Genomic DNA, 23,663 nt, shown 5'->3' with positions numbered 1-23,663 from the left:
GAACAAAATGATTTGCTTAATTCATCGATTAATTCAAATCGGCTACTGTCTCTTTATATCTGACAAGACATGCAGCGTTTTCCATCGTTAGGGAGGGATAAAAATGAAAGCAATCGGCATGATTGAAACGAGGGGCTTGACAGCGGCCATTGAAGCGCTCGATTCAATGGCAAAAGCGGCAAATATAAATCTCGTAGATTTTAAAAAAGTAGGTTCTGGCCTTGTCACAGTTATTGTTGAAGGCGATGTTGCGGCCGTTACCGCAGCCGTAGAGGTTGGTAAAAAGGCCCATAATAAAACGGGTGGAGACCTCGTATCCTTCCATGTCATTCCTCGCCCGCATGCTGAACTCAGGAAAATTTTGTAATGGAGGTGAACATTAATGTCGGACTTCATGAAAAGCATTGTTGAAGAAGTGATGAAGCCTAATCAGAAACCAAAAGAAAATCCGCTTTTTAAGGGAGGATCCCATTCAAAAAGCTTCACTCCCCTCACGAAGGCAGTAGTTAAAAATAAACAAACAATCCCAGGCATTAACCGTCCCAATTATCAACGGGAAAATATGCAGAAAAGGCTGTCTCTCATGTCGATTGAATCTCCAAATTCAATTGCTGAAAAACCAATCACAAAACAGACCTACCATTCACCAAAAGGCTTCGCGAAGGGTTCGCTCGCCATGCTTCAGACAATGTCACTTGTACAGGGAACGAGATCTGGTAACAATCATCAAGCCCAAACCACATCTAGTAATAATCAAACAAATAAAGCCAGCCAATTTATTGGTCAAACAAAAGATGGGGTAAAAGCATGGCTGTTTTCAGATTTTCATCCTAGTTTGCAAGATTCCTTTCAACGGTCGTTAAAAACAACATCGGTCGGTGTCATATCTTCAGTCAAATGCACAGCTGGGCAGCTATTTTTATTAAATGAAGTATTAAGAGAGTTTTCATCCCTTAAATATTATTTGACCTGGGACAAAGAAAACAAGAAAACTTTTGTCCTAGAGTTATATGAACACGATCCAGAAGTGGTTTCACAAGCAGTGAATATATTATTCCAAAAACTCTCCCAAAACTCGTATAAATCAATTCAAGTTTTTAAGTCCCCTTCACCAAGCCCATGGCTGATCAAACAATTAAATTTAAAGACGCATGTAAATGGCATCGCAGTCCTTGAGGGGATTGACTATTATTCAGCTGTTCTGCTCCTGGATCGTCATTTTAAAACATCTCCCAATATAAACTTTGCCTACGTGCTTGAAAAAAACTATTTGTTGCTGCACGGAAATTACAAGATTGTTTCGCAAGTTTCAGATGAATTGCAGAATGCAGCGGAAAGGCTTAAATAAACCTATCTTTAAAGTACTTTCATATTCGGGTTACCGAACTGACTAAAAAATAGAGCCGACAAAGCGCTTTTCAGCGAAGGGAGGGTATTTGAGTGCAGGCATTAGGACTTATTGAAACACTAGGCTATTTAACAGCTGTTTCAGCCGCAGATGCAGCAGTTAAAGCGGCAGATGTGGAGATTGTCGGAATTGAAAAAGTTATAGGAGTGGACGGCTATCTCGGTGTTACAGTCCATTTTAACGGGGATGTGGCTGCCGTGAAATCAGCCGTTGATGCTGGGGTTAATGCCGCTGAGCAAGTAGGGAAAGTCATTGCTTCCCATGTGATTCCGAGAGCACATAATGAAGTGGCTGGTAAGCTTCTGCCTATTTTTAAACTAGCAGAAAAATCCTAAATGGAAGAAATTCCATTAGATACTGATTTTGTAATAACAGTTAAGAATGATCAATCACAAAATAACATTCATATTCGAGGAGGAACCATAATGGGAGAATCATTGGGTTTAATAGAAACGAAAGGGTTAGTAGGGGCTGTTGAAGCAGCAGACGCAATGGTAAAAGCAGCAAACGTTGAAATCTGCGGATACGAAAAAGTCGGATTCGGGCTTGTAACGGTGATGGTTAGGGGAGACGTTGGTGCAGTAAAGGCGGCCACAGATGCCGGCGCTGAGGCAGCCAACCGCGTAGGTGAATTGATTTCTGTACATGTGATTCCAAGACCGCACAGTGAAGTTGAACGAGCATTATTATCCAAAATGAACGGTGAATAATCATGAGCTCAGAAAGGCAGAGTGCCATGATGGAGCACACTCTGCAAGAGCTGTATTATCGCAGAAAAAGTGGAAGGGTCCAGCAAAAACCCTATGTCCTGGCTCTCCTTACCTCTCATGTGATTGGAATGGATCCGGGTTTTTCTTTTTTAAGAAAGCTTAGCAAAGAAGATATCTCGATGCGAATCGCTGCAGAAGATGAAATCTACTCTCGTTATTCGATCCGAGGGCTTGTGAAAACAATCGGGAATGATGATTGGATCCCGAATCATAAATTATCTGATATGGCTCTTCACCATGTAGATACAATTTTTATCCCAATTCTATCCTTTTCGATCGTTTCAGATATTCTTTCTTTGAATGATCAACGCCCGTTCGTCCGGCATATCCTTACTGCGCTGCTAACAGGGAAAAGGGTGATTGGCTTAAAACATGGGGCAGACCCGTTTCATCAGCTTTGGCGTATGAAAGGTATGGACAAAGGCCCGGACTTACTCAAAAGAAAACTAAACGATCAAATGCTTCAGCTCAAAGCTATTGGAATTAAGTTAATTGACGAAACGGAAAGAATTGATTTCACAATGCTAAAAACGATGAAGAAAACTGTCATTACCGAGGAATCAATTCGATTTATCCATCAGCAAAATCATTCAAGACTTGTTGTGACGAATGATACGATTATTACCCCTCTAGCCGAAGATAAGGCAAGAGAACTGAATATTGCACTAATTCCAGAATAAGGGGCAGATTTTTATGCAAATCGGGAAAGTGGTCGGCCGAGTAACAGCGACGAGGAAAGATGAGAATCTAGTTGGAACGAAGCTATTAATTACACAACCGATTGACTTAGACGGCAGTGTTTTAGCGAATCCCATAATTACTGTAGATACAGTTGGAGCCGGAATTGGCGATCGAGTGATCTATGTAACAGGAAGCATGGCTTCGAAGGCAATCCAAAATAAAGAGGCGCCCATAGATGCGGCAATCATAGGAATTATTGATAGTTTAGAAGGAACGACGTTGGGAGGCTAAACAATGGACGCACTGAAAATGAAAGAAGCTTTACATTTTCGAAAATTAATCGATGTCTTACTGGATCCAAACCTTTATGCAGACCTCGTCCTAAGAGGCGGTTATTTTATTAATGTGATTACCCGTGAAATTTATGAAGCGGATGTCGCGATTAAAGGCGAATACATTTTAATGGTGGGCGATGCCAAGGATTTGATCGGCCCCAAAACAACGGTAGAGGAGATACGGGGAAAGTTTGTCAGTCCTGGCTTTATTGATTCTCATATGCATTTTGAAAGTGCAATGCTTACATGCACCGAGTTTTCTAAACTATCGATCCCGACAGGCACAACCACGCTGATCGGCGACCCGCATGAAATCGGAAACGTGCTCGGTGTCCATGGTATGAAAGCAATGATTGAGGAAGCAAAGACACTGCCGAACCGGATTTTATTCACAATACCTTGTGCGGTCCCTGATGCACCAGGCCTTGAAACTTCAGGGTTTGATGTATCCGCCAAAGATATGAAAGATTTGCTGACAGATCCGTATGTTCAAGGAATTGGCGAAATCCAAAGTTTTAGCAATATCAAACCTGTTTACGATCATGCTCCCGAACTCATAGATGATTTGGTTGCCGCGGTATCTTATGCAAACAGTATCGGTAAAACGGTTGAAGGAAATGCTCCTGGTCTGTTTGGCAAAGAGCTAGCCGCACATATCATTAGCGGGGGTACACATGTCTCATGCCATGAAACGACAACGAAAGAAGAAATGATTGAAAAACTTCGCTATGGCGTAAGCGTTTTTATGCGTGAAGGCTCTTCCCAAAGGAATATGGCTGAATGTATTCGAGCGATTACCGAAGAGGGACTTGACTCAAGAAACGCGATCCTTGTTTCGGATGATATGGTTCCGGCAGATCTTTTAAAATACGGGCATATGAATGATATTATTCGCCGGACAATTGCAGAAGGGATTGATCCGGTCGAGGCCATTCAAATGGCAACGATAAACCCTGCGACCCATTTTGGATTTAAGGATGTCGGTATCATTGCTCCAGGAAAAAAAGCGGATATTGCTATTATCAGCGATTTAACGAATATGACGATTGACCAAGTTTATCTAAAGGGAAAAAAAGCTGCCGAAAAAGGCGAGCTAACGATAGAGATCGCCCCATATACCTATCCTGAAACTGTAAAAAAATCAATCAAACGAAAAGTGGTTACGAAAGAGGAACTCATAATTAAGGCAACAGGAAACCAAGCTAGAGTTCGTGCGATCGAAGCGATCCCATTTCAAAACCTAACCGGCGAAAGCGAGTTTACTCTCAATGTGAAGGAAGGGATTATCCAGCCCTGTTTGCAGCAGGATGTTCTGCCGTTACTCGTTGTTGAACGCCATGGCAGAACAGGGAGAATCGGAAAAACATTTCTCCATGGCTTTGATCTAAAGAGTGGTGCGATCGCTGAAAGTGTTGCCCATGATACACATAATATTATTGTCACTGGAACGAATTATGAGGATATGGTGACAGCGGTCAATCGTGTAATCGCAATGGATGGTGGAATTGCGATGATTAAGGACAGCAAGGTCGTAGGAGACTTGCCGCTCCGAATCGGCGGATTAATGACAGATGAATTAACGGGAAAAGAGATGAGTGAAAAAGTAGATAAATTATCAAAGCTTGCAAAGGAAGAACTTGGCTGCGGCATGGAGGTTCCATTCATGCATTTATCTTTCTGGTCACTCGTAACGAGTCCAAAATGGAAAATTACCGATATGGGCTTAATTGATGTTGATAAATTTGAAGTCATCCCAACCATCATTTAAATGCCTATTCAACTATTAAAGCAATACCATCACAAAAAGGCGGTTTGAAGACGTGCTTTGCAAAAAGGTTTAGCCGACCTTTTCCATTATCAAAATAATGGCTGAACGTATCAGTGTTTGACAGCTTCGCCCTTTTCTAAAAAATAAGGAGGGTAATCATGGGAGTCAGAGTAGTTGATTTGACACAGGAAATCTACCAGGGAATGCCAGTTTTCCCCCTTCATCAAAAAACAATGATTTTTCCTAATATATCTCATGAAGAAAGTGAGAAACAAATCGGGTTTCAATTTGCTACAAACAATCTATTAATTAATGAGCACGGACCCACACATAGTGATGCAACATATGAATATGACCCGAGCGGAAAATACATCGATGAAATGCCGTTAGACTATTTTTACGGGCCAGCGGTATGCTTGGACCTTTCCCATGTCTCACCAAGCCGATGTATTACAAGCCGAGATCTTGAAGAAGCTCTTCTCCAATCAAAGCAATATGTGGAAAAAGGAGATATTGTCCTCCTCTACACAGGACATTATAACCGCTCGTATGGGACAGATGAGTGGCTGACAACCTATACAGGACTCGATTATAACGCAGCAAAATGGCTTGCAGATCAAGGGGTTGTCAATATTGGCATCGACGCACCTGCCATCGATCACCCGGAAGATCCAAATTATTCCGGACATCTTGTATGCAGAGAATATGGGATAACGAATACCGAAAATTTATGTAATCTTGATCAGATCTCTGGCATGCGTTTTTTATACTTTGGGCTTCCACTTCGGATCCGAAAAGGAACCGGATCCCCGATAAGGGCAGTTGCTGTCTTTATTGAATAAATACGGAGGTGATTACTTGGAAAATCTCTTTAAAAGAGGACAAATTCGTGAAGAAATTATCATTCCTCCATATGAAGGCAGAAGTGCTTTTTTACGAAAAGGAGAAGAGCTGATTATCATTGATATGGAAGGGAAGCAGGTTGGAGACTTTGTCTGCTTTAATCATGCCGATCCAGCTGAGCATGTTTCTCCGGTCCATATGAGGGCATCTTTAAGCAGCATTCGGTTAAAAATAGGTGATTTCTTATACAGTAACCGGCGCCGTCCACTTATGCAGCTCATGGAAGATACCGTAGGCAAGCATGATTTCTTTTTTCCAGCATGTGATTATTACCGGTATAAGATGGATTTCAATAAAGAGGATCATCCGAATTGTTATGACAATCTGGAAACAGCATTGAAAAAATATGATATTAACCCATCTGTCGTTCCAGATCCGATCAATTTATTTATGAACAATGTCCTTGATGATCTTGGTGATTACGTTATTTCCGAACCGCTTTCAAAACCAGGTGATTATGTAAGACTCAAAGCGTTAGAAGATGTTGTTATCGCCTGTACAACTTGTTCACAGGATATGGCTCCGGTCAATGGCTGGAAGGTAACTTCATTAAAAATGCAAATAGTGGAGGCAGAATAATGGATGAAGTTCAGTTCCTACAGCAGCTTCTCCGCATAAACAGCTCGAATCCCCCTGGAAATGAACATAAAGTATCGGAAGTTTTTATGGAAAGATGTCAGAAAAATCGAGTGCCATACCAAGTAACGACTCTTATGGAGAATCGTAGTAATTTTGAAATAACCATTAGGGGAACGGGTGATAAGCACCTTTTTTTATGCGGTCATATGGACACGGTTTCACCTGGGGATGCTAATTGGAATTTTGATCCTTTTTCAGGTGAGATCGTTGGTGACAGGATATACGGCCGAGGCGCATCTGACATGAAGAGCGGCTTGGCGGCGATGTATTTAGCACTTGAGTCATTGTTTTTGGAGAAAATAACTCCGAAAGCATCGATTACATTTTTGGCTACTGCTGGTGAGGAAGTGGATAGCTGCGGGGCCAGGGCCTTTCTAGAAGGGAACGAGAACAGAACAATTGATGCACTCGTTATCGCAGAGCCAACAAATGAGAAAGTTGTTATTGGCCACAAGGGAGCGCTTTGGCTAGAGATTTCCACTTATGGAAAAACCGCTCATGGCTCAATGCCTGATCAGGGGATAAATGCAGTTGACCACATGATTCTTGTGATCAAAACATTAGAAACATTGAAAAACGAGTGGAGGATTGAAAACATAAAGCTTGGCAGCAGCAGCTTGGCTGTGACGATGATTGAAGGAGGCATCCAAACAAACGTTATTCCAGACAGGTGCACCATCAGAGTAGATATTCGTTCTATTCCTCCGCAATCACACGACGGATTAATTGAAGAGTTGAACGTAAGATTAAATCAGCTCGTAAAAAAAATGAAGTTCTTAAATTTAAAGTGACAAAAATTTTAGATCGCCCACCGATACTAACCTCTCCATCAGCAGATATTATCCAAAGCGCAATAGCGATAAAAAATCAAACAGACTCGAATTGCTTTGGCGTCTCTTATTATACAGATGGGGCTGTTCTAAATCCGCGAAGTGAAATCCCGACGCTCATTTATGGTCCTGGTGATGAAAAGCTTGCCCATCAGCCAAATGAATGGGTTAGCTTATCAGCATATAAAAGATCGATTGAGTTTTATAAAACGCTGATCTTATCGTATGACAATCAACAGTCGGATTAGACTAGGAGGGGGCTAATGAGCAGCATACTCATTAAAAATGCCGAAATTATAACGATGGATGCTAATGAAAGGATCGTTAACGGGGATATTTATATTGTTGATGATCGGATCGTAGAAATCGGACAAAATCTGCCTCATATGGCGAACAAGGTAATTGACGCAACAGGCCGAACGGTTATTCCAGGCTTTATTCAGACGCATATCCATCTCTGCCAGACATTATTTCGGGGTCAGGCCGATGATCTCGAACTGTTGGATTGGCTAAAGCAAAAAATTTGGCCACTTGAAGCATCCCATGATGAAGAATCGATCTATTATTCAGCCATGCTTGGAATCGGAGAATTAATCCAAAGCGGCACAACAACAGTTGTAGATATGGAAACAGTCAATCATACAGAATCCGCATTTAAGGCGATTGCTCAAAGCGGCATTCGTGCCTTAGCAGGAAAAGTCATGATGGATAAGGGAGACGAGGTCCCTCTCCTTTTAAGGGAGAAAACAACGGATTCGATTCAACAGAGCGTTGAGCTGCTAGAAAAATGGCATAATCACGACAGTGGCCGGATACAGTATGCATTTTGTCCCCGTTTTGTTGTTTCCTGCACGGAAGAATTATTAATAAGTGTGAGAGATCTTTCGGCAAAATATAATGTCAAAGTTCATACTCATGCGTCAGAAAATGCGAATGAAATTATTTTAGTCAAAAAAGAGCACGGCATGCGAAATGTGGTGTACTTAGACAGCATCGGCCTTGCCAATGAACGATTAATCCTTGCACACTGTGTTTGGCTTGATGATGAAGAAAAAAGAATTATTAAAGAGCGGGGTGTAAAGGTCAGTCACTGTCCTGGATCCAACTTAAAGCTCGCTTCAGGTATCGCTGAAGTACCTTCCTTGTTGGATTTACATGTCCATGTAAGTCTCGGTGCAGATGGGGCCCCGTGTAATAATAACCTTGATATGTTCAATGAAATGAGACTCGCAGCCATCATACAGAAGCCTATTCATGGGCCTACAGCTATGAAGGCGAGTACGATATTCCGAATGGCTACGATTGGCGGGGCAAAAGCGGTCGGGATGGAAAATGAAATTGGCAGCCTAGAGCCTGGAAAAAAGGCTGATCTCGCCATTTTAAACTTAAACGATTTTCATGTTTATCCCTCCTTTGAGATTGACCCAATTTCGAGAATTGTTTATTCCGCAACAAGAGCAGATGTCGAATCGACCATTATAAACGGTAAAATCCTAATGGAAAATAGACGTTTAAACACCATTGATAAAAAGGTTATATTAAAAGAATCAAACATTGCGATCAAACGTCTAATAAAAAGGCTGGAAACAGTTGTGTACTAAGGCAAGGCTGTTATTTAAAGCCAATTATTAGATAAGCGGCCATTTTTTCGGTAATATTAAGATAGACTTTTCTTAAATATGGAACTTGAAAATGGAGGAATAAAAATGGCCATTGAAAATCCAAGTCGTGATGAAATCGGTTTGATGTTAAAAAAAGCAAAACGAATTGCTGTTGTGGGCCTTAGCGGGAACCCTGAAAGAACTTCTTACATGGTGTCTAAAGCGATGCAGGATGCCGGCTATGAGATCATTCCGGTTAATCCGACAGTCGATGAAGTATTAGGTGTGAAGGCAGTTTCATCCTTAAAAGAAATTGAAGGCCACGTTGACATCGTGAACGTATTCCGCCGTTCAGAACATTTGCTTAAAGTGGCAAAAGAATTCGCTGAAATAGATGCCGATATCTTCTGGGCACAGCAAGGACTTGCTAATGAAGAAGCCTATAACTTTTTAAAGGAAAAAGGGTATACAGTGATCATGGATCGTTGCATTAAGGTAGAGCATGCCTTAACAAAATAAGAGGACTGCATGAGATCTGAATAAGGTCTCATGTTTTTTTATTCTTTCTAAAAAATATTGAAATAAAAGGCTTTAAGAATCTCAAAATAGCTGACCAATCAACAATTAAATTGAAAACTCATTTGCCAAAATGGAATAAATAGATACAATAAAGCATAGACGCCATTAAAAAATATGGTAAAATACACATATCGAACATTCGTTCTTCAAATGGAATTCTAACATAAAATAAAGGAAAAATGCCTTATTAGACGAATATCTATACGAAAGTTCGACAGGATACAAAATGAAAATGGCTTATAAAGGCCACCATTTACCATGAAGGATTTTTGGGATTTCTAAACCAAACCAACACAATATGGTGTACGAGCGAAGCGAAATTTCGCTAATTAATCTAGGAGAATCTAGCCTATTTACTTAATAGCTTGGCTATACTTGATAAGTTAGCGTAGCCTTCGTCCCCAATTCCTTCATAATAAATAAAGTAATACATTGTTTTTTGCAACAAATGAAAGGGGAATGTTCGTGGCAAGAAATCAGGAAGCTTTTGATTATAATGATGATGCCATACAAGTACTCGAAGGGCTTGAAGCAGTAAGAAAACGCCCAGGGATGTACATTGGAAGTACAGATGCAAGAGGGCTTCACCATCTTGTATATGAAATTGTCGATAACGCTGTCGATGAAGCACTGGCAGGTTACGGTGACCATATCATTATCAAAATCCATAAAGATAACTCAATAAGTGTTCAAGATAAAGGCAGAGGAATGCCAACTGGAATACATAGTACGGGGAAACCAACACCTGAAGTGATATTAACAGTCCTGCACGCAGGCGGAAAATTTGGCCAGGGCGGTTATAAAACAAGCGGAGGTCTCCATGGCGTAGGTGCATCTGTTGTGAATGCCCTTTCGGAGTGGCTTGTTGTCAAGATTAGGCGGGACGGTTTTGTTTATGAACAGCGTTTTGAAAATGGCGGAAAACCAGCAACAACGCTAGAGAAAACGGGGAAAACAAATCAAACTGGTACGATCATTCACTTTAAACCAGATAAAGACATCTTCTCCACCACCTCATATAACTATGAAACCCTTTGTGAGCGTCTTCGTGAATCAGCTTTCCTGTTAAAGGGAATGAAGATTGAAATTACTGATGAACGCAATGGCATCCAGGAAATCTTTCATTATGAAAATGGAATCGAAGCCTTTGTGGAATATTTAAATGAAGAAAAAGACGTGCTTCAACCTGTAGTCAGCTTCGAAGGGCAGCATAATGGGATCGAAGTCGATTTTGCATTCCAATTTAATGATGGATATTCAGAGAATGTTCTTTCCTTCGTTAATAATGTGCGAACGAAAGACGGAGGAACACATGAAGCGGGAGCTAAAACAGCAATGACTCGTGTTTTTAATGAATATGCAAGAAAAGTTAATTTTCTAAAAGAAAAAGATAAGAACCTTGATGGATCCGATATTCGTGAGGGATTTACAGCGATTATTTCCGTGCGGGTTCCTGAAGACCAGCTTCAGTTTGAAGGGCAGACAAAAGGCAAACTCGGAACAAGTGAGGCCAGGTCATCAGTCGATGCAGTCGTATCTGAAAATCTGACCTATTTTCTTGAAGAAAATCCAAATATTAGTTCACTATTACTTAAAAAAGCGATTAAAGCGTATCAAGCCCGTGAAGCCGCTCGAAAAGCCCGTGAAGATGCAAGAAGCGGCAAGAAAAGAAAACGATCCGAAGCCGTTCTTTCCGGTAAATTAACACCGGCTCAATCAAGAAATCCACAGAAAAATGAATTATATTTAGTGGAAGGAGATTCAGCGGGCGGTTCAGCGAAACAAGGGAGAGACAGACGTTTCCAAGCTGTTCTTCCACTGCGCGGAAAAGTAATCAATACGGAGAAAGCAAAGCTGCAGGATATCTTCAAAAATGAAGAGATCAATACGATCATCCATGCCGTTGGTGCCGGGGTCGGTGCTGATTTTAATTTGGATGATATTAATTATGAAAAGGTAATTATCATGACGGACGCTGATACAGACGGGGCCCATATTCAAGTTCTGCTTCTTACCTTCTTTTATCGCTATATGAGACCACTACTTGATGCGGGAAAGATATTTATCGCACTGCCACCTTTATATAAAGTAAGCCGTGGAGCGGGTAAAAAAGAAGTGATCGAATATGCCTGGAGCGATGATGATTTACAGGACGCAATTAAAAAGGTCGGGAAAGGCTATATGCTCCAGCGGTATAAAGGTCTCGGTGAAATGAATGCCGACCAGCTCTGGGAAACAACAATGGACCCGGAGACACGTACGTTAATTCGGGTGAGAATTGATGATGCTGCAAGAGCAGAGCGCCGGATAACTACGCTTATGGGCGATAAGGTAGAACCGCGACGAAAATGGATTGAATCAAATGTGGCATTCGGCCTTGAAGAAGATGGCAGCATTCTTGAAAATGAAAATATTTCGGTTTTAGAGGAGGAGATTGAATAATGAAATCGGCAGAAAAATTTCGCGATCTCCCTCTCGAAGATGTTCTTGGCGACAGATTTGGTCGATATAGTAAATATATTATTCAGGAACGGGCTTTGCCAGATGCCCGGGATGGACTAAAGCCAGTACAGCGTCGGATTCTGTATGCTATGCATGTTGAAGGAAATACGCATGATAAAGGCTTTCGGAAGTCAGCAAAAACAGTTGGGAACGTAATCGGTAATTATCATCCGCATGGAGACACATCCGTCTACGATGCGATGGTTCGGATGAGTCAGAACTGGAAGGTACGCAACTTTCTTGTGGAAATGCACGGGAATAATGGTAGTATCGATGGTGATCCGCCTGCAGCAATGCGTTATACAGAAGCAAGACTCTCTGCCATATCGGCTGAATTACTCAAGGATATTGAAAAAAGAACAGTAGATTTTGTTCCAAACTTTGATGATACATCGAATGAACCTACTGTCCTGCCTGCGATGTTTCCAAATCTCCTTGTTAATGGTTCAACAGGCATTTCAGCTGGATATGCGACGGATATTCCTCCCCATCACCTCAATGAAGTGATTGATGGAGTCATCCATCGAATGAACAACCCTGAGTGTTCTGTAGATGATTTAATGGAGCACGTAAAGGGGCCTGATTTTCCGACAGGTGGAATCATTCAAGGAGTTGACGGGATTAAGAAAGCCTATGAAACAGGTAAAGGGAGAATAATCATCCGTGGTAAAGCTGAATTTGAAGATCTTCGCGGCGGTAAAAAGCAAATCGTCATTACCGAAATTCCTTTTGAAGTGAATAAAGCAAACCTCGTCAAGAAAATGGATGAATTCCGTTTAGACAGGAAAGTGGAAGGGATCGCCGAAGTCCGCGACGAAACGGACCGGACAGGCTTAAGAATTGTTATTGAGTTAAAAAAAGACGCTGATCCAGAAGGTGTTCTGAACTACTTATATAAAAATAGTGATTTACAAGTTCCATATAGTTTTAATATGGTTGCCATCCATAACAGGCATCCTAAGCTTATGGGGCTTAGAGAACTGTTAGATGCGTATATTCAGCATCGAAAGGAAGTAGTCACAAAAAGGTCCCAATATGAATTGGAAAAAGCTCAAGCACGACAGCATATTGTCGAGGGGCTTATGAAAGCTCTTTCCATTCTTGATGAAGTAATTGCAGCTATTAGAGCTTCTAAAGACAAGCGGGATGCGAAAGATAATTTAATGGCTAAATTTGCTTTTACGGAACCGCAGGCGGAAGCCATCGTTTCCTTGCAGCTATATCGTTTGACGAATACGGATATTACTGCGTTACGTGCAGAAGCAGAGGAATTGGCGAAGAAAATCGAAGAGCTTACAGCTATTTTAGTGAGTGAGAAAAAGCTTTATGCTGTTATTCAGAAAGAGCTAAGAGATGTGAAAAAGCGTTTCGCTGATACTCGTCGAACAACAATCGAAGCAGAGATCGAAGAAATAAAAATTAATCTTGAAGTTTTGGTCGCAAGTGAAGATGTCATTGTAACTGTGACAAAGGAAGGCTATGTGAAGCGAACAAGCCCGCGCTCATTCGCAGCATCTAATGGCCAGGATTTCGGCATGAAGGATTCGGACCTTCTTCTCACTCAGCTTGATATGAACACGACGGATGTACTGCTTGTGTTTACAAACAAAGGAAATTATTTATACTGTCCGGTCCATACCCTGCCGGATATCCGCTGGAAGGATCTTGGGCAGCATATTGCAAATATTATTCCAATCGACGATGATGAGACGATTGTCAAAGCACTTCCTGTCAAGGATTTTGAAACGGATTCGTATCTGTTGTTTGTGACAAAGAACGGAATGGTTAAGAAAACGGAGCTAAAAGCTTATAAAGCTCAAAGGTACTCTAAACCGCTCGTTGCCGTTAATGTAAAGGGCATTGATGAACTGATTGATGTTCATATAACGGACGGGGATAAAGATCTGTTTTTGGCTACACATCATGGCTATGCCCTCTGGTTCCACGAGGAAGAAGTAAATATAGTCGGAACAAGGGCTGCCGGAGTCAAAGGGATCAATCTGAAAGACGATGATTTCCTTACTGGTGGTCAGATAATTGAGAATCCGCAAGAACAGTCTATAGTGATTGTCACTCAACGTTGCTCTGTGAAAAAAATGAAGTTAAGTGAGTTTGAACGAACAACGCGTGCGAAACGGGGCGTTGTCATGTTAAGAGAATTAAAATCAAATCCTCACCGTGTCATCGGCTTTGTCATTGTGAGGGGGAATGACGATATTTATATTGAGACTGAAAAAGGTCAAATTGAAACATTGAAAGCATCTGCAATCAGATTTAATGATCGATATTCAAATGGTTCATTTATTATAGATGAATCAGAAAGCGGAAAGGCCGAACATGTTTGGAAAATTGAAGCTATCCAAGAGAAAAATATTCCTGAAGAATAAACAAAAAACCCTGCTTAAAACTAGCAGGGTTTTTTGTCTATTTCCTAATTTCACAACATTATGAATCTTTCCTATGTTAATATTGAAAATAAAATACTTGAAAGGCATGATGGTTTGTTATGAAAATGAATTTCACAGCTATATCAGTAATATTTTTATCATTATCAGTTCTAATAAGCTCTGTAATAATATCAAATTCTTTAAAAAATACAACGAATGATGATTCCCAAATTCTTATTGAAAAGGCTACTAAAGAGGTAATGGAAAATCCATTGTTAACTAAAGAAGAAATGGCAGAGTATTTAGGAATATCAGAAATAGAATTCGATGAAATAGATAGAAATCAAATACATACCGTCGGGAGAGGAATTCCATATATAGAATCGGATTCAAATAAATACTATACGATAATAGGCTTGAGTGAATGGTTAGCAGATACTGATCTTTATAGATCAAATTCGTTGGAGGATTATAAATGATAAAAAATATAGTGTGATTTCTTATACGAAATCCACTATATTTGTATTTGGTTTTTTAGCTGCATTTCCCCCACTGAAAACGGTGAGTGGATTGGAGCGGAAGGCACTTGACTCCAGCGGGAGATAGAGGAAAAGTCGAGACCCCGCAGACGGAACGTCGAGGAGGCTCGACTTCCTCCCCGCGGAAAGCAAGTGCCTGTAGCGGAAAGGAACGGGCATTGTTCCCGATTACAACAAACTTTACGAAAACAGCCTTAATAAATATTACCTTTATAGATAAAGCGTCACTCCCAATCGAGCTGTTAATTATATTTTTCACTCCAAATTCCTTTATTCGTCCACTTAAAAACATGCCAAATGATGATTAAAAACAATAGATATCCTAAAATTGAATATGCATGATTCCAACTGCCGGTATGTCGAAAGAAGCCCCATTTCTCTGAATACATCTCTACTACAGGTGTCAAAGCACTTGCTGCAACAAGTAGACAACATCTTCCCACCCTATTTAATCTTTGGGCAATAAAGAGAAAGACACCTGTTAATAAAGGTAGAGTTATCAGTGTAAAGGAAATATTTATTGAAAAAAGTTCCGGAAAAGGCCGGACTGGAAACTCATATAGTTTTTTTTCGACAAAATAAAGGTCTAAATAAGTTCCAAGCAGAGCAGCAAATACGATCGTAGGAAAATAAGTGACTCGCTTTTTAAATGAAGATTGCTTTTTTTGCAATGGCGGCAAGTTCGAGTTTATCGAGTGTTTCGCAGTATTCATCGCTTATCTCTCCATCGATATTTTCATCTAATTCCCGTAAACAATTGATCGTATCCAAGCTATCAAACCATTCAACTGGCTGAGCAGGCAAATGGTCAACATTCCTCCATGCAAGTTCAAGTCTTGGGCTGTATAAACGCACCGCTCCTTTTCGAAGCTGGCAATTTTTTAATCTTTTCGTAAACCCAAAGCCAGGCAGCGCCTCCTTCAGATCATTAAAAATATGAGGCCAATAATCTTTTCGAGATCCAGTGTGCGGATGGGAAAAGGCCCAAATAAGGGTCTTCTCCAGTTGGATTTTATCCCCGAAAAGGATGCGGTACAGTCGCTTTCCAAGCAAAATTCGTTCATGGAGTGAATTGAAATGGTTTAAAGTTTGTCCGATGATTGCAATATTTTCGCCTTTCTCATCCACGAAAGGAAATAAGATGTGATTCAAAGAAAGAATATCCTGGAGCATGAATTCTAGCGTATCGAGTACTTTATCTTTAAAAAAAGCATTTTGGATGACTTGCTTTTCAAGATAGCTTTGCTCATTAATAACGAGAGCGATTGTTAAAGTCGTTTTGTCCCTGTGGTGCCAAAAATAATTCCAAACGGATTGCATGAAAATAGAAATGTTTAAATGAGGAAGCAAATGAAATAAATTTTGTTCTCTTTTTATGCTTTCGTCATAAACAAGAAATTGTGGGTAGGCATCTTGAAAGATCAGCCAGTTCCCTCGTTCCAAAAAACCAAAGAAATCCTTTTTTGTCCTTTCATCTAATAATTTTGAAAGCAACTCTCCTTTCAAATCAGTCATATTCCATCCGCCGTTCCGGGAAACCATATGACCGAGAAATGCCCAGTGAACTTCTGGGTACTTTCGGTAAAAATTGAGATAGGCTTTTGTTCTTGTGACATTGTTGAGATTATGCTCGGCTGTTAATCCTCGAATTTTACGAAGTAACCGTTCATCTTCTTCATTTAAAGGAAAAGCTGTTTTATGCTCCTTAATCCTATTCTTTAAATCTGCTCTTATTTCCAATTGTGCAGCGGTAAGTTGTGGCTTTTTCGTTCCGTTTCTCAGGAAAAAAATATTCTTTCCCCTCCTTTGACGTATTCTTTTTTAACAGAAGAATATGAATAGAAAAGAAGTGTTTTAGAAAGGGAGGTGAGTCATTAGTGAAGCTTGAGACTGAAGCTGGGATTCAAAGAATCGTTGAAATCTTAAAAAAAGATCAAGCTCCTGATGGTTCCTGGCAATACCCGTTTGAGACAGGGCTCGCAACAGATGCATTTATGATTATCTTATTACGCACTCTAGAAATTAATGATGAAAAATTAATTCAAGAGTTAGCAGAACGAATTTTAGCCAAGCAAGAAGAAAATGGGGCTTGGAAGCTATTTCATGATGAGGGGGATGGCAATTTAACGGCAACACTGCAATCCTATTATTCTCTTCTTTTTTCGGGTTATTACAGCAAGGATGACAAGAGGCTGGAGGCAGCAAAACAATTTATTCTAGCAAACGGTGGAATCGAAAAATCACATATGTTTACAAAAGTTATGCTTGCCTTAACCGGCCGGTATAAATGGCCGACATTCTTTCCTCTCCCTGTTGAAGTCATCCTTTTGCCGCAATCTTTCCTGATTAACTTTTTTGATATTTCGGTCGTTGGCAGAGTTAATCTTGCTCCTATATTGATATTAGCGGATAAAAAGTTCAGCCTTAGGACGAAATGGAGTCCGAATATTTCTGATTTGTTTACTTCAAGAGAGGATGATTTTTTTAATTGGGAAAGAAAGCCGGAATGGAGATCCCTTTTTACAGCTATCGAAGAAGGGGTGAAAGGATTAATTGGGCTGCCATGGCAAATCCATTCACTTGCAATTAACAAAGCAAAAAAATATATGCTTGACCGGATTGAACCGGATGGAACATTGTATAGCTATTTCAGTGCAACCTTTCTGATGATTTTTTCATTACTATCGCTCGGATACCAAAAAAATGACCCCATCATTATAAAGGCAGTCAACGGCTTAATAAAGATGAAATTCCGCATCGATGGATATACCCATATGCAGTATACAACTGCCGGTGTATGGAATACGTCATTAATTTGCTTTGCACTTCAAAAAGCGGGAGTATCTCCACTTGAACCAGTATGTGAACAGGCAAACCGGTATTTGCTTGACCGTCAGCAACATAAATACGGGGATTGGGTAGTGCATAATCCTGGGGGTGTTCCAGGAGGATGGGGATTTTCGAACATCAATACAATGAATCCGGATATTGATGATACAACATCATCCCTAAGGGCCATGTCTCAGCTTGTATTTACAAATTCTCAGATTAGTGATCAATGGCAGAAGGGAATGAAATGGCTGATATCCATGCAAAATGACGATGGTGGATGGCCTTCTTTTGAAAAAAACATAAATAAAAATTTATGGAAACTTATTCCGATTGAAGGGGCAAAATATTTGGTCACAGATCCCAGTACGACAGATCTTACAGGTAGAACGCTTGAATTTCTAGGAAACTATACCCACATGACGAAGAAAAATCCGGTAATAAAACGGGGAATTAATTGGTTGCTCAAGAACCAAGAAAAAGATGGGTCTTGGTATGGGCGCTGGGGGATCTGTTATTTATATGGGACATGGGCGGCTGTTACTGGCATAATTGCTTCCGGTGTTTCACCATATCACGATTCAATTCAAAAAGCGGTCACATGGCTGCAGAATATTCAAAATGCGGATGGTGGATGGGGAGAGTCATGCAAAAGTGATATCATGAATTATTATGTTCCGCTTGGCACTAGCACATTATCCCAAACAGCGTGGGCGCTGGATGCACTCATTGCCGCGGCCATTCAGCCGACACCGGCGATCCAAGCTGGAGTGAAGTTTTTGCTTGAGGGATTTGAAAGACATGATTGGACTTTCTCTTATCCAACAGGGCAGGGGATGGCAGGAGGATTTTATGTGAATTACCATAGTTATAACTATGTGTTCCCATTGCTTGCATTGGCGAATTATAAGCGGAAATTTTTAGAATAACGGTCATTTTCCAGTGTATTAACAAATAGAGAAGGCGGTTAAATTAAAAATGCGCCTTCTCTATTTGTTTTGGCGAAATACAAATTATATAACAGGGTAAAGGTGGAAAAATTCTTTATCATACATTGTTGACGAGGGTGAAGTGGCCAGACTCCAGTCAGGCAATTGCAAAGAAGAAATATAAGAAGGCTTTTATTTATTCTAAATTGCGCTGACTTTTACAGAATTTGTATCATTTACATCTGAATCATTCTGTAAGATCATTGGTATGTTCGTGAAGGCAAAATCCCCGTTTCCCTCGCCAAACCCTTGATTTTGTTTGTTAGATAGAAATGTGTCAATATGCTGATTGGGACCAAGACTCGTTGAAGCCCCGCGGTCCATTGCGTTCACCTTAAACACAAGCAAATTAACGAATACCGGTCCAAAAATACCCATTTTTCTACCTCCTGTTTCACGGTAATGGAATCTTTTGAAATGTTGAAGGGCTGTCTATAAGATCCCGGTCATCTACACAGCTTTTTGTGCCAATGAAGCCGCTGTTATCCCCAAAATTTTGACCGTAACCTTGTGTTTTCTTATCCGAATTATTCCAATCGGCCATCAAATTTTGTCCAACATTTACTGCTGAGCAATTTTCAAAGGAATTAATTTTTAAAAGAAAAATATTAATATTAATAGATGCACCTGCCACTGGAGCCCACCTCCTTATCGAACTATATTCAAAATGAGTAATTTTATGATTTTCAGAAAGGAGGAAACAGCATGGATTTCGAAAAATTAAAGCAATGGATGGAGCTAGCTCAGAAATACCAATCAGGTGATTTTTGGAATGGCATGCTTGATCAATCCTCCTTTAGCCAGTTTATGAAAGAAAATATGGACATGGGTCCTTCCTCGGATGCAAAAGGTCAACCCTCATCTAGAACCGTATATCCCAACATAGATATATACATGACAGATTCAGAAGTAATTGTGCTGGCTGATTTAGCCGGTTATGCTAAAGAAGACATCCAAGTATCTGTATCGGGCAATAAGCTTTTACTTAAGGGGATGTCAACTCCTATCGTTGGAGGACAGCCAATTTTACAGGAAAGAAATCAGGGTCAGTTTCAGCGTGTAATCGAATTGCCTGAGCCAGCGGATACCAATCAGATTCGTGCCAAATTTCAAAATGGGCTACTCACATTGACATATAAAAGAATATATCTGCAAGAGGAAAGAGTGACAATCGAATAACCTATCCCATCTTTTCTGCTTGTGTATCTTCGAGGTCAGAGTCATCAATAGCAATTTTCGGATTGTGAAACACAACGTGATCGCCACTTTGTTCACCAAATCCTTCAACCCGATGATTTTTCGCATGATTCCCAATTTGCATCGTTGAACTCACCGAGATGCGTCCGAGCCTGTCAACACTATTAATACAAACTCCTTGAATATTGATATTCGTTGGCGAAATCATTTTTATCGTTCCTCCTTCGTTTTAAGCACTCAAATAACTTAAAAATGTGGGGATTACATATGTCTATAAAAGGATTATTCAATCAAAACCCAAATAATGAAATAATCAATAAAAAAATTGCCGAACTGGAGAAAAATTATTTAAAGCTAAATACACTCGAGTTCCGTGTAAAAAGTCTATTAAAATTAGAAGAAAAGATTTTTCCGCTACTTAAATTGAAAGACGAATTAATGGCTGTAAATAAAAAAATATCCACACATTCAGTCCCGATTGCAAAACAAGAGGAAGAAAGAAAGATACCTAACATACAAGAAGAAGCCCGGTCAATCGAAGCCTCCATTCTTAAAAAGCTGCACCCGTTATTCAAAAAAGTGGATTCGATGGGCCAACAAATTCTTGAACTGGAACAAAATTGTTTTTGGCTGAATGAAAACCAAGCGGACATCCTCAACCGGATCTCCGTCATCGAAGAAAAACTCTCAAGTTTTCAAACGGAAGTTAATGGGAAGGAAAAGAAGGGAAGTGAACAATCAGTTATCATAAAGGAAATACGAATTGATAAATTCTATCTTGATAAATATGAGCAAAATAATAATTTTGCCCAGTTAGGAATTAAAGAATTGAGCGGGGTACTTAACATTGGCGCGACATATGGAAGGGACACCATCCCAAAAGAGGTCTCTGAACAAATTAAGGAGGATTTTAAAGAATTTAACACGATAAAGGATGATTTTGAAAAGAGTCAAGAAGAATCAACAGCCGATGAATCATCAAGTGCCTCGGAATCGAGTTCGAGTTCAAGCGAAGATGAACCATTCACTGATATCCCAATTGAAGAACTAACGGAAGAGAACAATAGTGAATCATGAAAGAATTCTATTTTCCTTTTTGCTTTTAGTTCTGTAGTAGAAAACTACTATCATTGGGAAACGAACATCGAATTTATTAAAAACAGCCGAATAACATTATTTTTACTAACCTCTTGCCCAATTTCGGACAAGAGGTTTTTTACATTTATTTCCCTCAACTGGACAAAATAACTGCAAGGATGTCTAGGGAGGGTGTGAATTACAATGAAAAAGGAATTGGTCATTGCATTAGCGGCTTTTTTCTACATGGCTCTTTCAGCGATTACAGGGGTATATGCAGTAGAGGACGGAAACAAGATCATTACGGTTTCGAAAGATAAAGTGGATGTTAGCGGAGACGGAAAAAAAGATACTGTTATTATTACAGGAATCCCCTATGTGGAAGACGGGGATTATTTAAAAGAAATTTATATGGAGATTTCCGCATCAAACGGAAAAACATATCGAGTAGAGCTAGATGGAGGGTTACGCCCCAAGATTGATTTCGTCGATTTAAATCATGATGGAGTTGCAGATATGTATATTGGCGTTGACACCGGCGGAAGTGGAGGGATAACCAAATATTATCTATACTCATTAAAAGATTTCAATTTAACAAATTTAACTGTTCCAGATCCGCTCGTCATGAACAGCCAATTTTTAAATGGCTATAAAGCAAGGATTACGATTCAGGATACAGGTAAATCGTATATGTTTGATTTGAGGGATAGGGCGGACGAGTACGAGCGTTCGGGACTTTACCAAAATGGAAGGCTTAGTGAGCCGACTGAGCTTATGGTTGACGCATATTCAACCCTAAAGCCTGTCCTTGTAAAGGGTGAACAGTATGGATTGATTGGATCTCAAGCTATTAGTGGGGCGATTCATGCGGATACAATTGCGATTGTCGAATCGACTTGGTTCTATGAAAACGGAAAATGGGTACTTATGGGCATGAAAATAAAGGAAACTAATCCAAGAAAAACAAAAGGGACCAAGTAGATGGTTGTTATGTTTTTAGGGGTAGTGTCAGGAGAATAAGGATTCCGGAGTTGCTGCAGCCAATTGTTATCTAGAAAAATTATTTATGGGTATTAAGTTTTACAGGTAATTTTACCCATATTTCTTTACAATTATTTGCCGTTTTTTTACTCTAAATTTACGAATTTTCATTATTTTTTAACACTACTAAGCTATCATTTGGTTGTAATTACATACTTAGGAGGAGAATGGTAGTGAAGAAAATAATGAAAAGCTCTAAGTCACGTACGATTCTATTATCAGCTCTGCTTATTGGTGCAGTGCCTACAATGAATGTCGCACTTGCAGATTTAACCGCAACAAAGTATCCTGCTGCAGAAACGTACAAGCCTACACCAATCCCGGATCGGATTATTTTAAGCTGGAAGGGCGATACAGCTACAACACAAGCGGTAACTTGGCGAACAGATGTTAATGTCGTCACCCCGCAAGCCCAGATTGCGGTTGCAGAAGACGGTCCTGCTTTCAAGGCCAAGGCGAAAATCGTGATGGCCGAAAGCAGTAGTGAGGTAAAGGGGAATCAGCCATACACGGCCAAATTCCACACTGTAAATTTCGAAAATCTTAATCCGAACACAAAGTACTTATATCGAGTCGGAGATGGAGCTAACTGGAGCGAATGGTTCGAATTTTCCACAGCTTCCGATAAATCTGAACCATTCTCATTTCTTTATGTAGGTGACGCCCAAAACGACATCCTTGAACATTGGTCGCGTGTCATTCGCAATGCATATTCAGACTTGCCAGATGCCAAATTCATTATTCATGCGGGAGATTTAATCAATCATGGTGATGCAGACGAGCAGTGGGGGGAATGGTTCAAAGCCGGTGGCTGGCTCAACGGCATGGTGTCTAGTATTCCGACTCCTGGAAACCATGAATACTCGAAAATTGTAAAAGGTGAACCATCCGGTCTGTCCCAATATTGGCGCCCACAGTTTGCTCTTCCAGAGAACGGGCCTGCAGGCTTTGAAGAAACTGTATATTACACTGATTATCAAGGAATGCGAATCATTTCGCTTGATACCAATGCTAAAGGCAGCAACCTGGATAAACAAGTTGCCTGGCTTGAACAGGTCCTAGAAAATAATCCGAATAAATGGACGGTAATCACATTCCATCATCCAATCTACGCCAACTCTCCAGGGCGCGACAATGTGGAAGTTCGGAATAAGTTGCTTCCTTTAATTGAAAAATACAGTGTTGATTTAGTCCTTCAAGGTCACGACCATAGCTATGCCCGTGGTCATGTTACTAACAAATCTTCGGGGCAAAATGCAATGAGCACAAAGAGTGACACCGTATTTGTCGTTTCGGTTTCCGGTCCAAAGATGTATGACTTTACTTCTAAAAACTGGGATGAGAATGGCGCTCAAGTTCGCAATGCTATAAAGGATACTCAGCTATACCAACTCGTCCGAATTAATGGAGATACACTATCCTACGAGGCACGTACGGCTACAGGAAATTTATTCGATGGTTTTGAAATTAATAAAACGCCAAGTGGACAAAAGCAGATCAAGGAAATAACAAACACCCAGTGGGAAAAAGAGAAGCAAGAAGAGAAAAACGCTAAGAATTAACAGCATTAAGGGTCAAAATCATATGT

26 protein-coding genes are annotated in these 23,663 nt (G+C 40.2%); 21 read left to right on the top strand and 5 right to left on the bottom strand.

Annotated elements, in window-relative coordinates; genetic code table 11:
- Positions 1 to 103 precede the first annotated feature (103 nt).
- From BGM26_RS06105 to BGM26_RS06035, 16 genes are all read left to right on the top strand, one after another.
- Positions 104 to 367 (top strand): BMC domain-containing protein, encoded by a 264-nt coding sequence (locus tag BGM26_RS06105; RefSeq protein ID WP_254119071.1) that lies wholly within the window; start codon positions 104 to 106, stop codon positions 365 to 367.
- Positions 368 to 382: 15 nt separating this feature from the next.
- Complete coding sequence (locus BGM26_RS06100; protein ID WP_217038814.1) at positions 383 to 1,348, top strand: hypothetical protein; 966 nt, start codon at positions 383 to 385, stop codon at positions 1,346 to 1,348.
- A 92-nt stretch (positions 1,349 to 1,440) separates the two neighbouring features.
- Complete coding sequence (locus BGM26_RS06095) at positions 1,441 to 1,743, top strand: BMC domain-containing protein (RefSeq protein WP_217038813.1); 303 nt, start codon at positions 1,441 to 1,443, stop codon at positions 1,741 to 1,743.
- 90 nt (positions 1,744 to 1,833) lie between these two features.
- Positions 1,834 to 2,118 (top strand): BMC domain-containing protein, encoded by a 285-nt coding sequence (locus BGM26_RS06090; RefSeq protein ID WP_254119069.1) that lies wholly within the window; start codon positions 1,834 to 1,836, stop codon positions 2,116 to 2,118.
- Positions 2,119 to 2,120: 2 nt separating this feature from the next.
- The gene (locus tag BGM26_RS06085; RefSeq protein WP_217038812.1) at positions 2,121 to 2,858 is read left to right on the top strand and encodes a hypothetical protein; all 738 of its coding nucleotides are present in this window, start codon (positions 2,121 to 2,123) and stop codon (positions 2,856 to 2,858) included.
- Between the two features lie 13 nt (positions 2,859 to 2,871).
- Positions 2,872 to 3,150, top strand: coding sequence for a EutN/CcmL family microcompartment protein (locus BGM26_RS06080; protein WP_217038811.1), 279 nt, complete (start codon positions 2,872 to 2,874; stop codon positions 3,148 to 3,150).
- Between the two features lie 3 nt (positions 3,151 to 3,153).
- A complete protein-coding gene (gene ade / locus BGM26_RS06075) occupies positions 3,154 to 4,962 on the top strand; it encodes an adenine deaminase (RefSeq protein ID WP_217038810.1) in 1,809 nt (602 codons plus the stop codon).
- 158 nt (positions 4,963 to 5,120) lie between these two features.
- Positions 5,121 to 5,804 (top strand): cyclase family protein, encoded by a 684-nt coding sequence (locus tag BGM26_RS06070; protein ID WP_217038809.1) that lies wholly within the window; start codon positions 5,121 to 5,123, stop codon positions 5,802 to 5,804.
- A 16-nt stretch (positions 5,805 to 5,820) separates the two neighbouring features.
- Positions 5,821 to 6,444, top strand: coding sequence for a DUF1989 domain-containing protein (locus tag BGM26_RS06065; RefSeq protein ID WP_217038808.1), 624 nt, complete (start codon positions 5,821 to 5,823; stop codon positions 6,442 to 6,444).
- Positions 6,444 to 7,295, top strand: coding sequence for a M20 family metallopeptidase (locus BGM26_RS06060; protein ID WP_254119067.1), 852 nt, complete (start codon positions 6,444 to 6,446; stop codon positions 7,293 to 7,295). Before BGM26_RS06065 ends, BGM26_RS06060 begins: the two co-directional genes overlap by 1 nt.
- Complete coding sequence (locus tag BGM26_RS21415) at positions 7,292 to 7,582, top strand: M20/M25/M40 family metallo-hydrolase (protein WP_367949270.1); 291 nt, start codon at positions 7,292 to 7,294, stop codon at positions 7,580 to 7,582. Before BGM26_RS06060 ends, BGM26_RS21415 begins: the two co-directional genes overlap by 4 nt.
- Before the next feature lie 15 nt (positions 7,583 to 7,597).
- A complete protein-coding gene (locus BGM26_RS06055) occupies positions 7,598 to 8,935 on the top strand; it encodes a 5'-deoxyadenosine deaminase (RefSeq protein WP_217038807.1) in 1,338 nt (445 codons plus the stop codon).
- Positions 8,936 to 9,046: 111 nt separating this feature from the next.
- The gene (locus tag BGM26_RS06050; RefSeq protein ID WP_483297794.1) at positions 9,047 to 9,454 is read left to right on the top strand and encodes a CoA-binding protein; all 408 of its coding nucleotides are present in this window, start codon (positions 9,047 to 9,049) and stop codon (positions 9,452 to 9,454) included.
- Positions 9,455 to 9,979: 525 nt separating this feature from the next.
- Positions 9,980 to 11,956, top strand: a complete 1,977-nt coding sequence (gene parE, locus BGM26_RS06045) for a DNA topoisomerase IV subunit B (protein WP_217038805.1) — start codon at positions 9,980 to 9,982, stop codon at positions 11,954 to 11,956.
- Entirely contained in the window at positions 11,956 to 14,403 is a 2,448-nt protein-coding gene (parC, locus tag BGM26_RS06040; RefSeq protein WP_217038804.1) for a DNA topoisomerase IV subunit A, read from the top strand. Before parE ends, parC begins: the two co-directional genes overlap by 1 nt.
- 119 nt (positions 14,404 to 14,522) lie before the next feature.
- Positions 14,523 to 14,882 (top strand): hypothetical protein, encoded by a 360-nt coding sequence (locus BGM26_RS06035; RefSeq protein ID WP_217038803.1) that lies wholly within the window; start codon positions 14,523 to 14,525, stop codon positions 14,880 to 14,882.
- Between the two features lie 302 nt (positions 14,883 to 15,184).
- Here BGM26_RS06035 and BGM26_RS06030 read toward each other — a convergent pair whose 3' ends face one another.
- Positions 15,185 to 15,655 (bottom strand): CBO0543 family protein, encoded by a 471-nt coding sequence (locus BGM26_RS06030; protein WP_217038802.1) that lies wholly within the window; start codon positions 15,653 to 15,655, stop codon positions 15,185 to 15,187.
- Positions 15,588 to 16,592: a DUF2515 family protein gene (locus BGM26_RS06025; protein ID WP_367949324.1), complete on the bottom strand. Its 1,005-nt coding sequence runs from the start codon at positions 16,590 to 16,592 to the stop codon at positions 15,588 to 15,590. The genes BGM26_RS06030 and BGM26_RS06025 overlap by 68 nt, the downstream gene beginning before the upstream one ends.
- A 227-nt stretch (positions 16,593 to 16,819) precedes the next feature.
- Here BGM26_RS06025 and shc point away from each other — a divergent pair, with 227 nt between their 5' ends.
- Positions 16,820 to 18,700, top strand: coding sequence for a squalene--hopene cyclase (gene shc, locus BGM26_RS06020; RefSeq protein ID WP_217038801.1), 1,881 nt, complete (start codon positions 16,820 to 16,822; stop codon positions 18,698 to 18,700).
- Between the two features lie 201 nt (positions 18,701 to 18,901).
- On the opposite strand, the gene BGM26_RS06015 is transcribed toward shc, so the two are convergent.
- Together BGM26_RS06015 and BGM26_RS06010 are read right to left on the bottom strand one after the other, a co-directional pair.
- Positions 18,902 to 19,138: a hypothetical protein gene (locus BGM26_RS06015; RefSeq protein WP_217038800.1), complete on the bottom strand. Its 237-nt coding sequence runs from the start codon at positions 19,136 to 19,138 to the stop codon at positions 18,902 to 18,904.
- A 16-nt stretch (positions 19,139 to 19,154) separates the two neighbouring features.
- Positions 19,155 to 19,394: a hypothetical protein gene (locus BGM26_RS06010; RefSeq protein WP_217038799.1), complete on the bottom strand. Its 240-nt coding sequence runs from the start codon at positions 19,392 to 19,394 to the stop codon at positions 19,155 to 19,157.
- A 71-nt stretch (positions 19,395 to 19,465) separates the two neighbouring features.
- On the opposite strand from BGM26_RS06010, the gene BGM26_RS06005 reads away from it, so the two are divergent.
- On the top strand, positions 19,466 to 19,939 hold the full coding sequence (locus tag BGM26_RS06005; protein ID WP_217038798.1) for an Hsp20/alpha crystallin family protein: 474 nt from the start codon (positions 19,466 to 19,468) through the stop codon (positions 19,937 to 19,939).
- A 1-nt stretch (position 19,940) separates the two neighbouring features.
- Here BGM26_RS06005 and BGM26_RS06000 read toward each other — a convergent pair whose 3' ends face one another.
- Positions 19,941 to 20,165 (bottom strand): hypothetical protein, encoded by a 225-nt coding sequence (locus BGM26_RS06000; RefSeq protein WP_217038797.1) that lies wholly within the window; start codon positions 20,163 to 20,165, stop codon positions 19,941 to 19,943.
- A gap of 59 nt (positions 20,166 to 20,224) precedes the next feature.
- On the opposite strand from BGM26_RS06000, the gene BGM26_RS05995 reads away from it, so the two are divergent.
- The 3 genes from BGM26_RS05995 (at position 20,225) to BGM26_RS05985 (ending at position 23,637) form a co-directional block, all read left to right on the top strand.
- A complete protein-coding gene (locus tag BGM26_RS05995; protein WP_217038796.1) occupies positions 20,225 to 21,034 on the top strand; it encodes a hypothetical protein in 810 nt (269 codons plus the stop codon).
- Between the two features lie 204 nt (positions 21,035 to 21,238).
- Positions 21,239 to 22,015 carry a hypothetical protein gene (locus BGM26_RS05990; RefSeq protein WP_217038795.1) on the top strand — a complete coding sequence of 259 codons (777 nt, stop codon included), beginning with the start codon at positions 21,239 to 21,241 and terminating at the stop codon, positions 22,013 to 22,015.
- Between the two features lie 233 nt (positions 22,016 to 22,248).
- Positions 22,249 to 23,637 (top strand): purple acid phosphatase family protein, encoded by a 1,389-nt coding sequence (locus BGM26_RS05985; protein ID WP_367949269.1) that lies wholly within the window; start codon positions 22,249 to 22,251, stop codon positions 23,635 to 23,637.
- Positions 23,638 to 23,663: the final 26 nt, after the last annotated feature.

The sequence above is a fragment of the Bacillus sp. FJAT-29790 genome, assembly GCF_019039215.1.
Classification (GTDB): domain Bacteria; phylum Bacillota; class Bacilli; order Bacillales; family Cytobacillaceae; genus Cytobacillus.
Note: the sequence above shows the minus strand (reverse complement) of the source record. Positions and strands in the feature narration are given on the sequence as shown.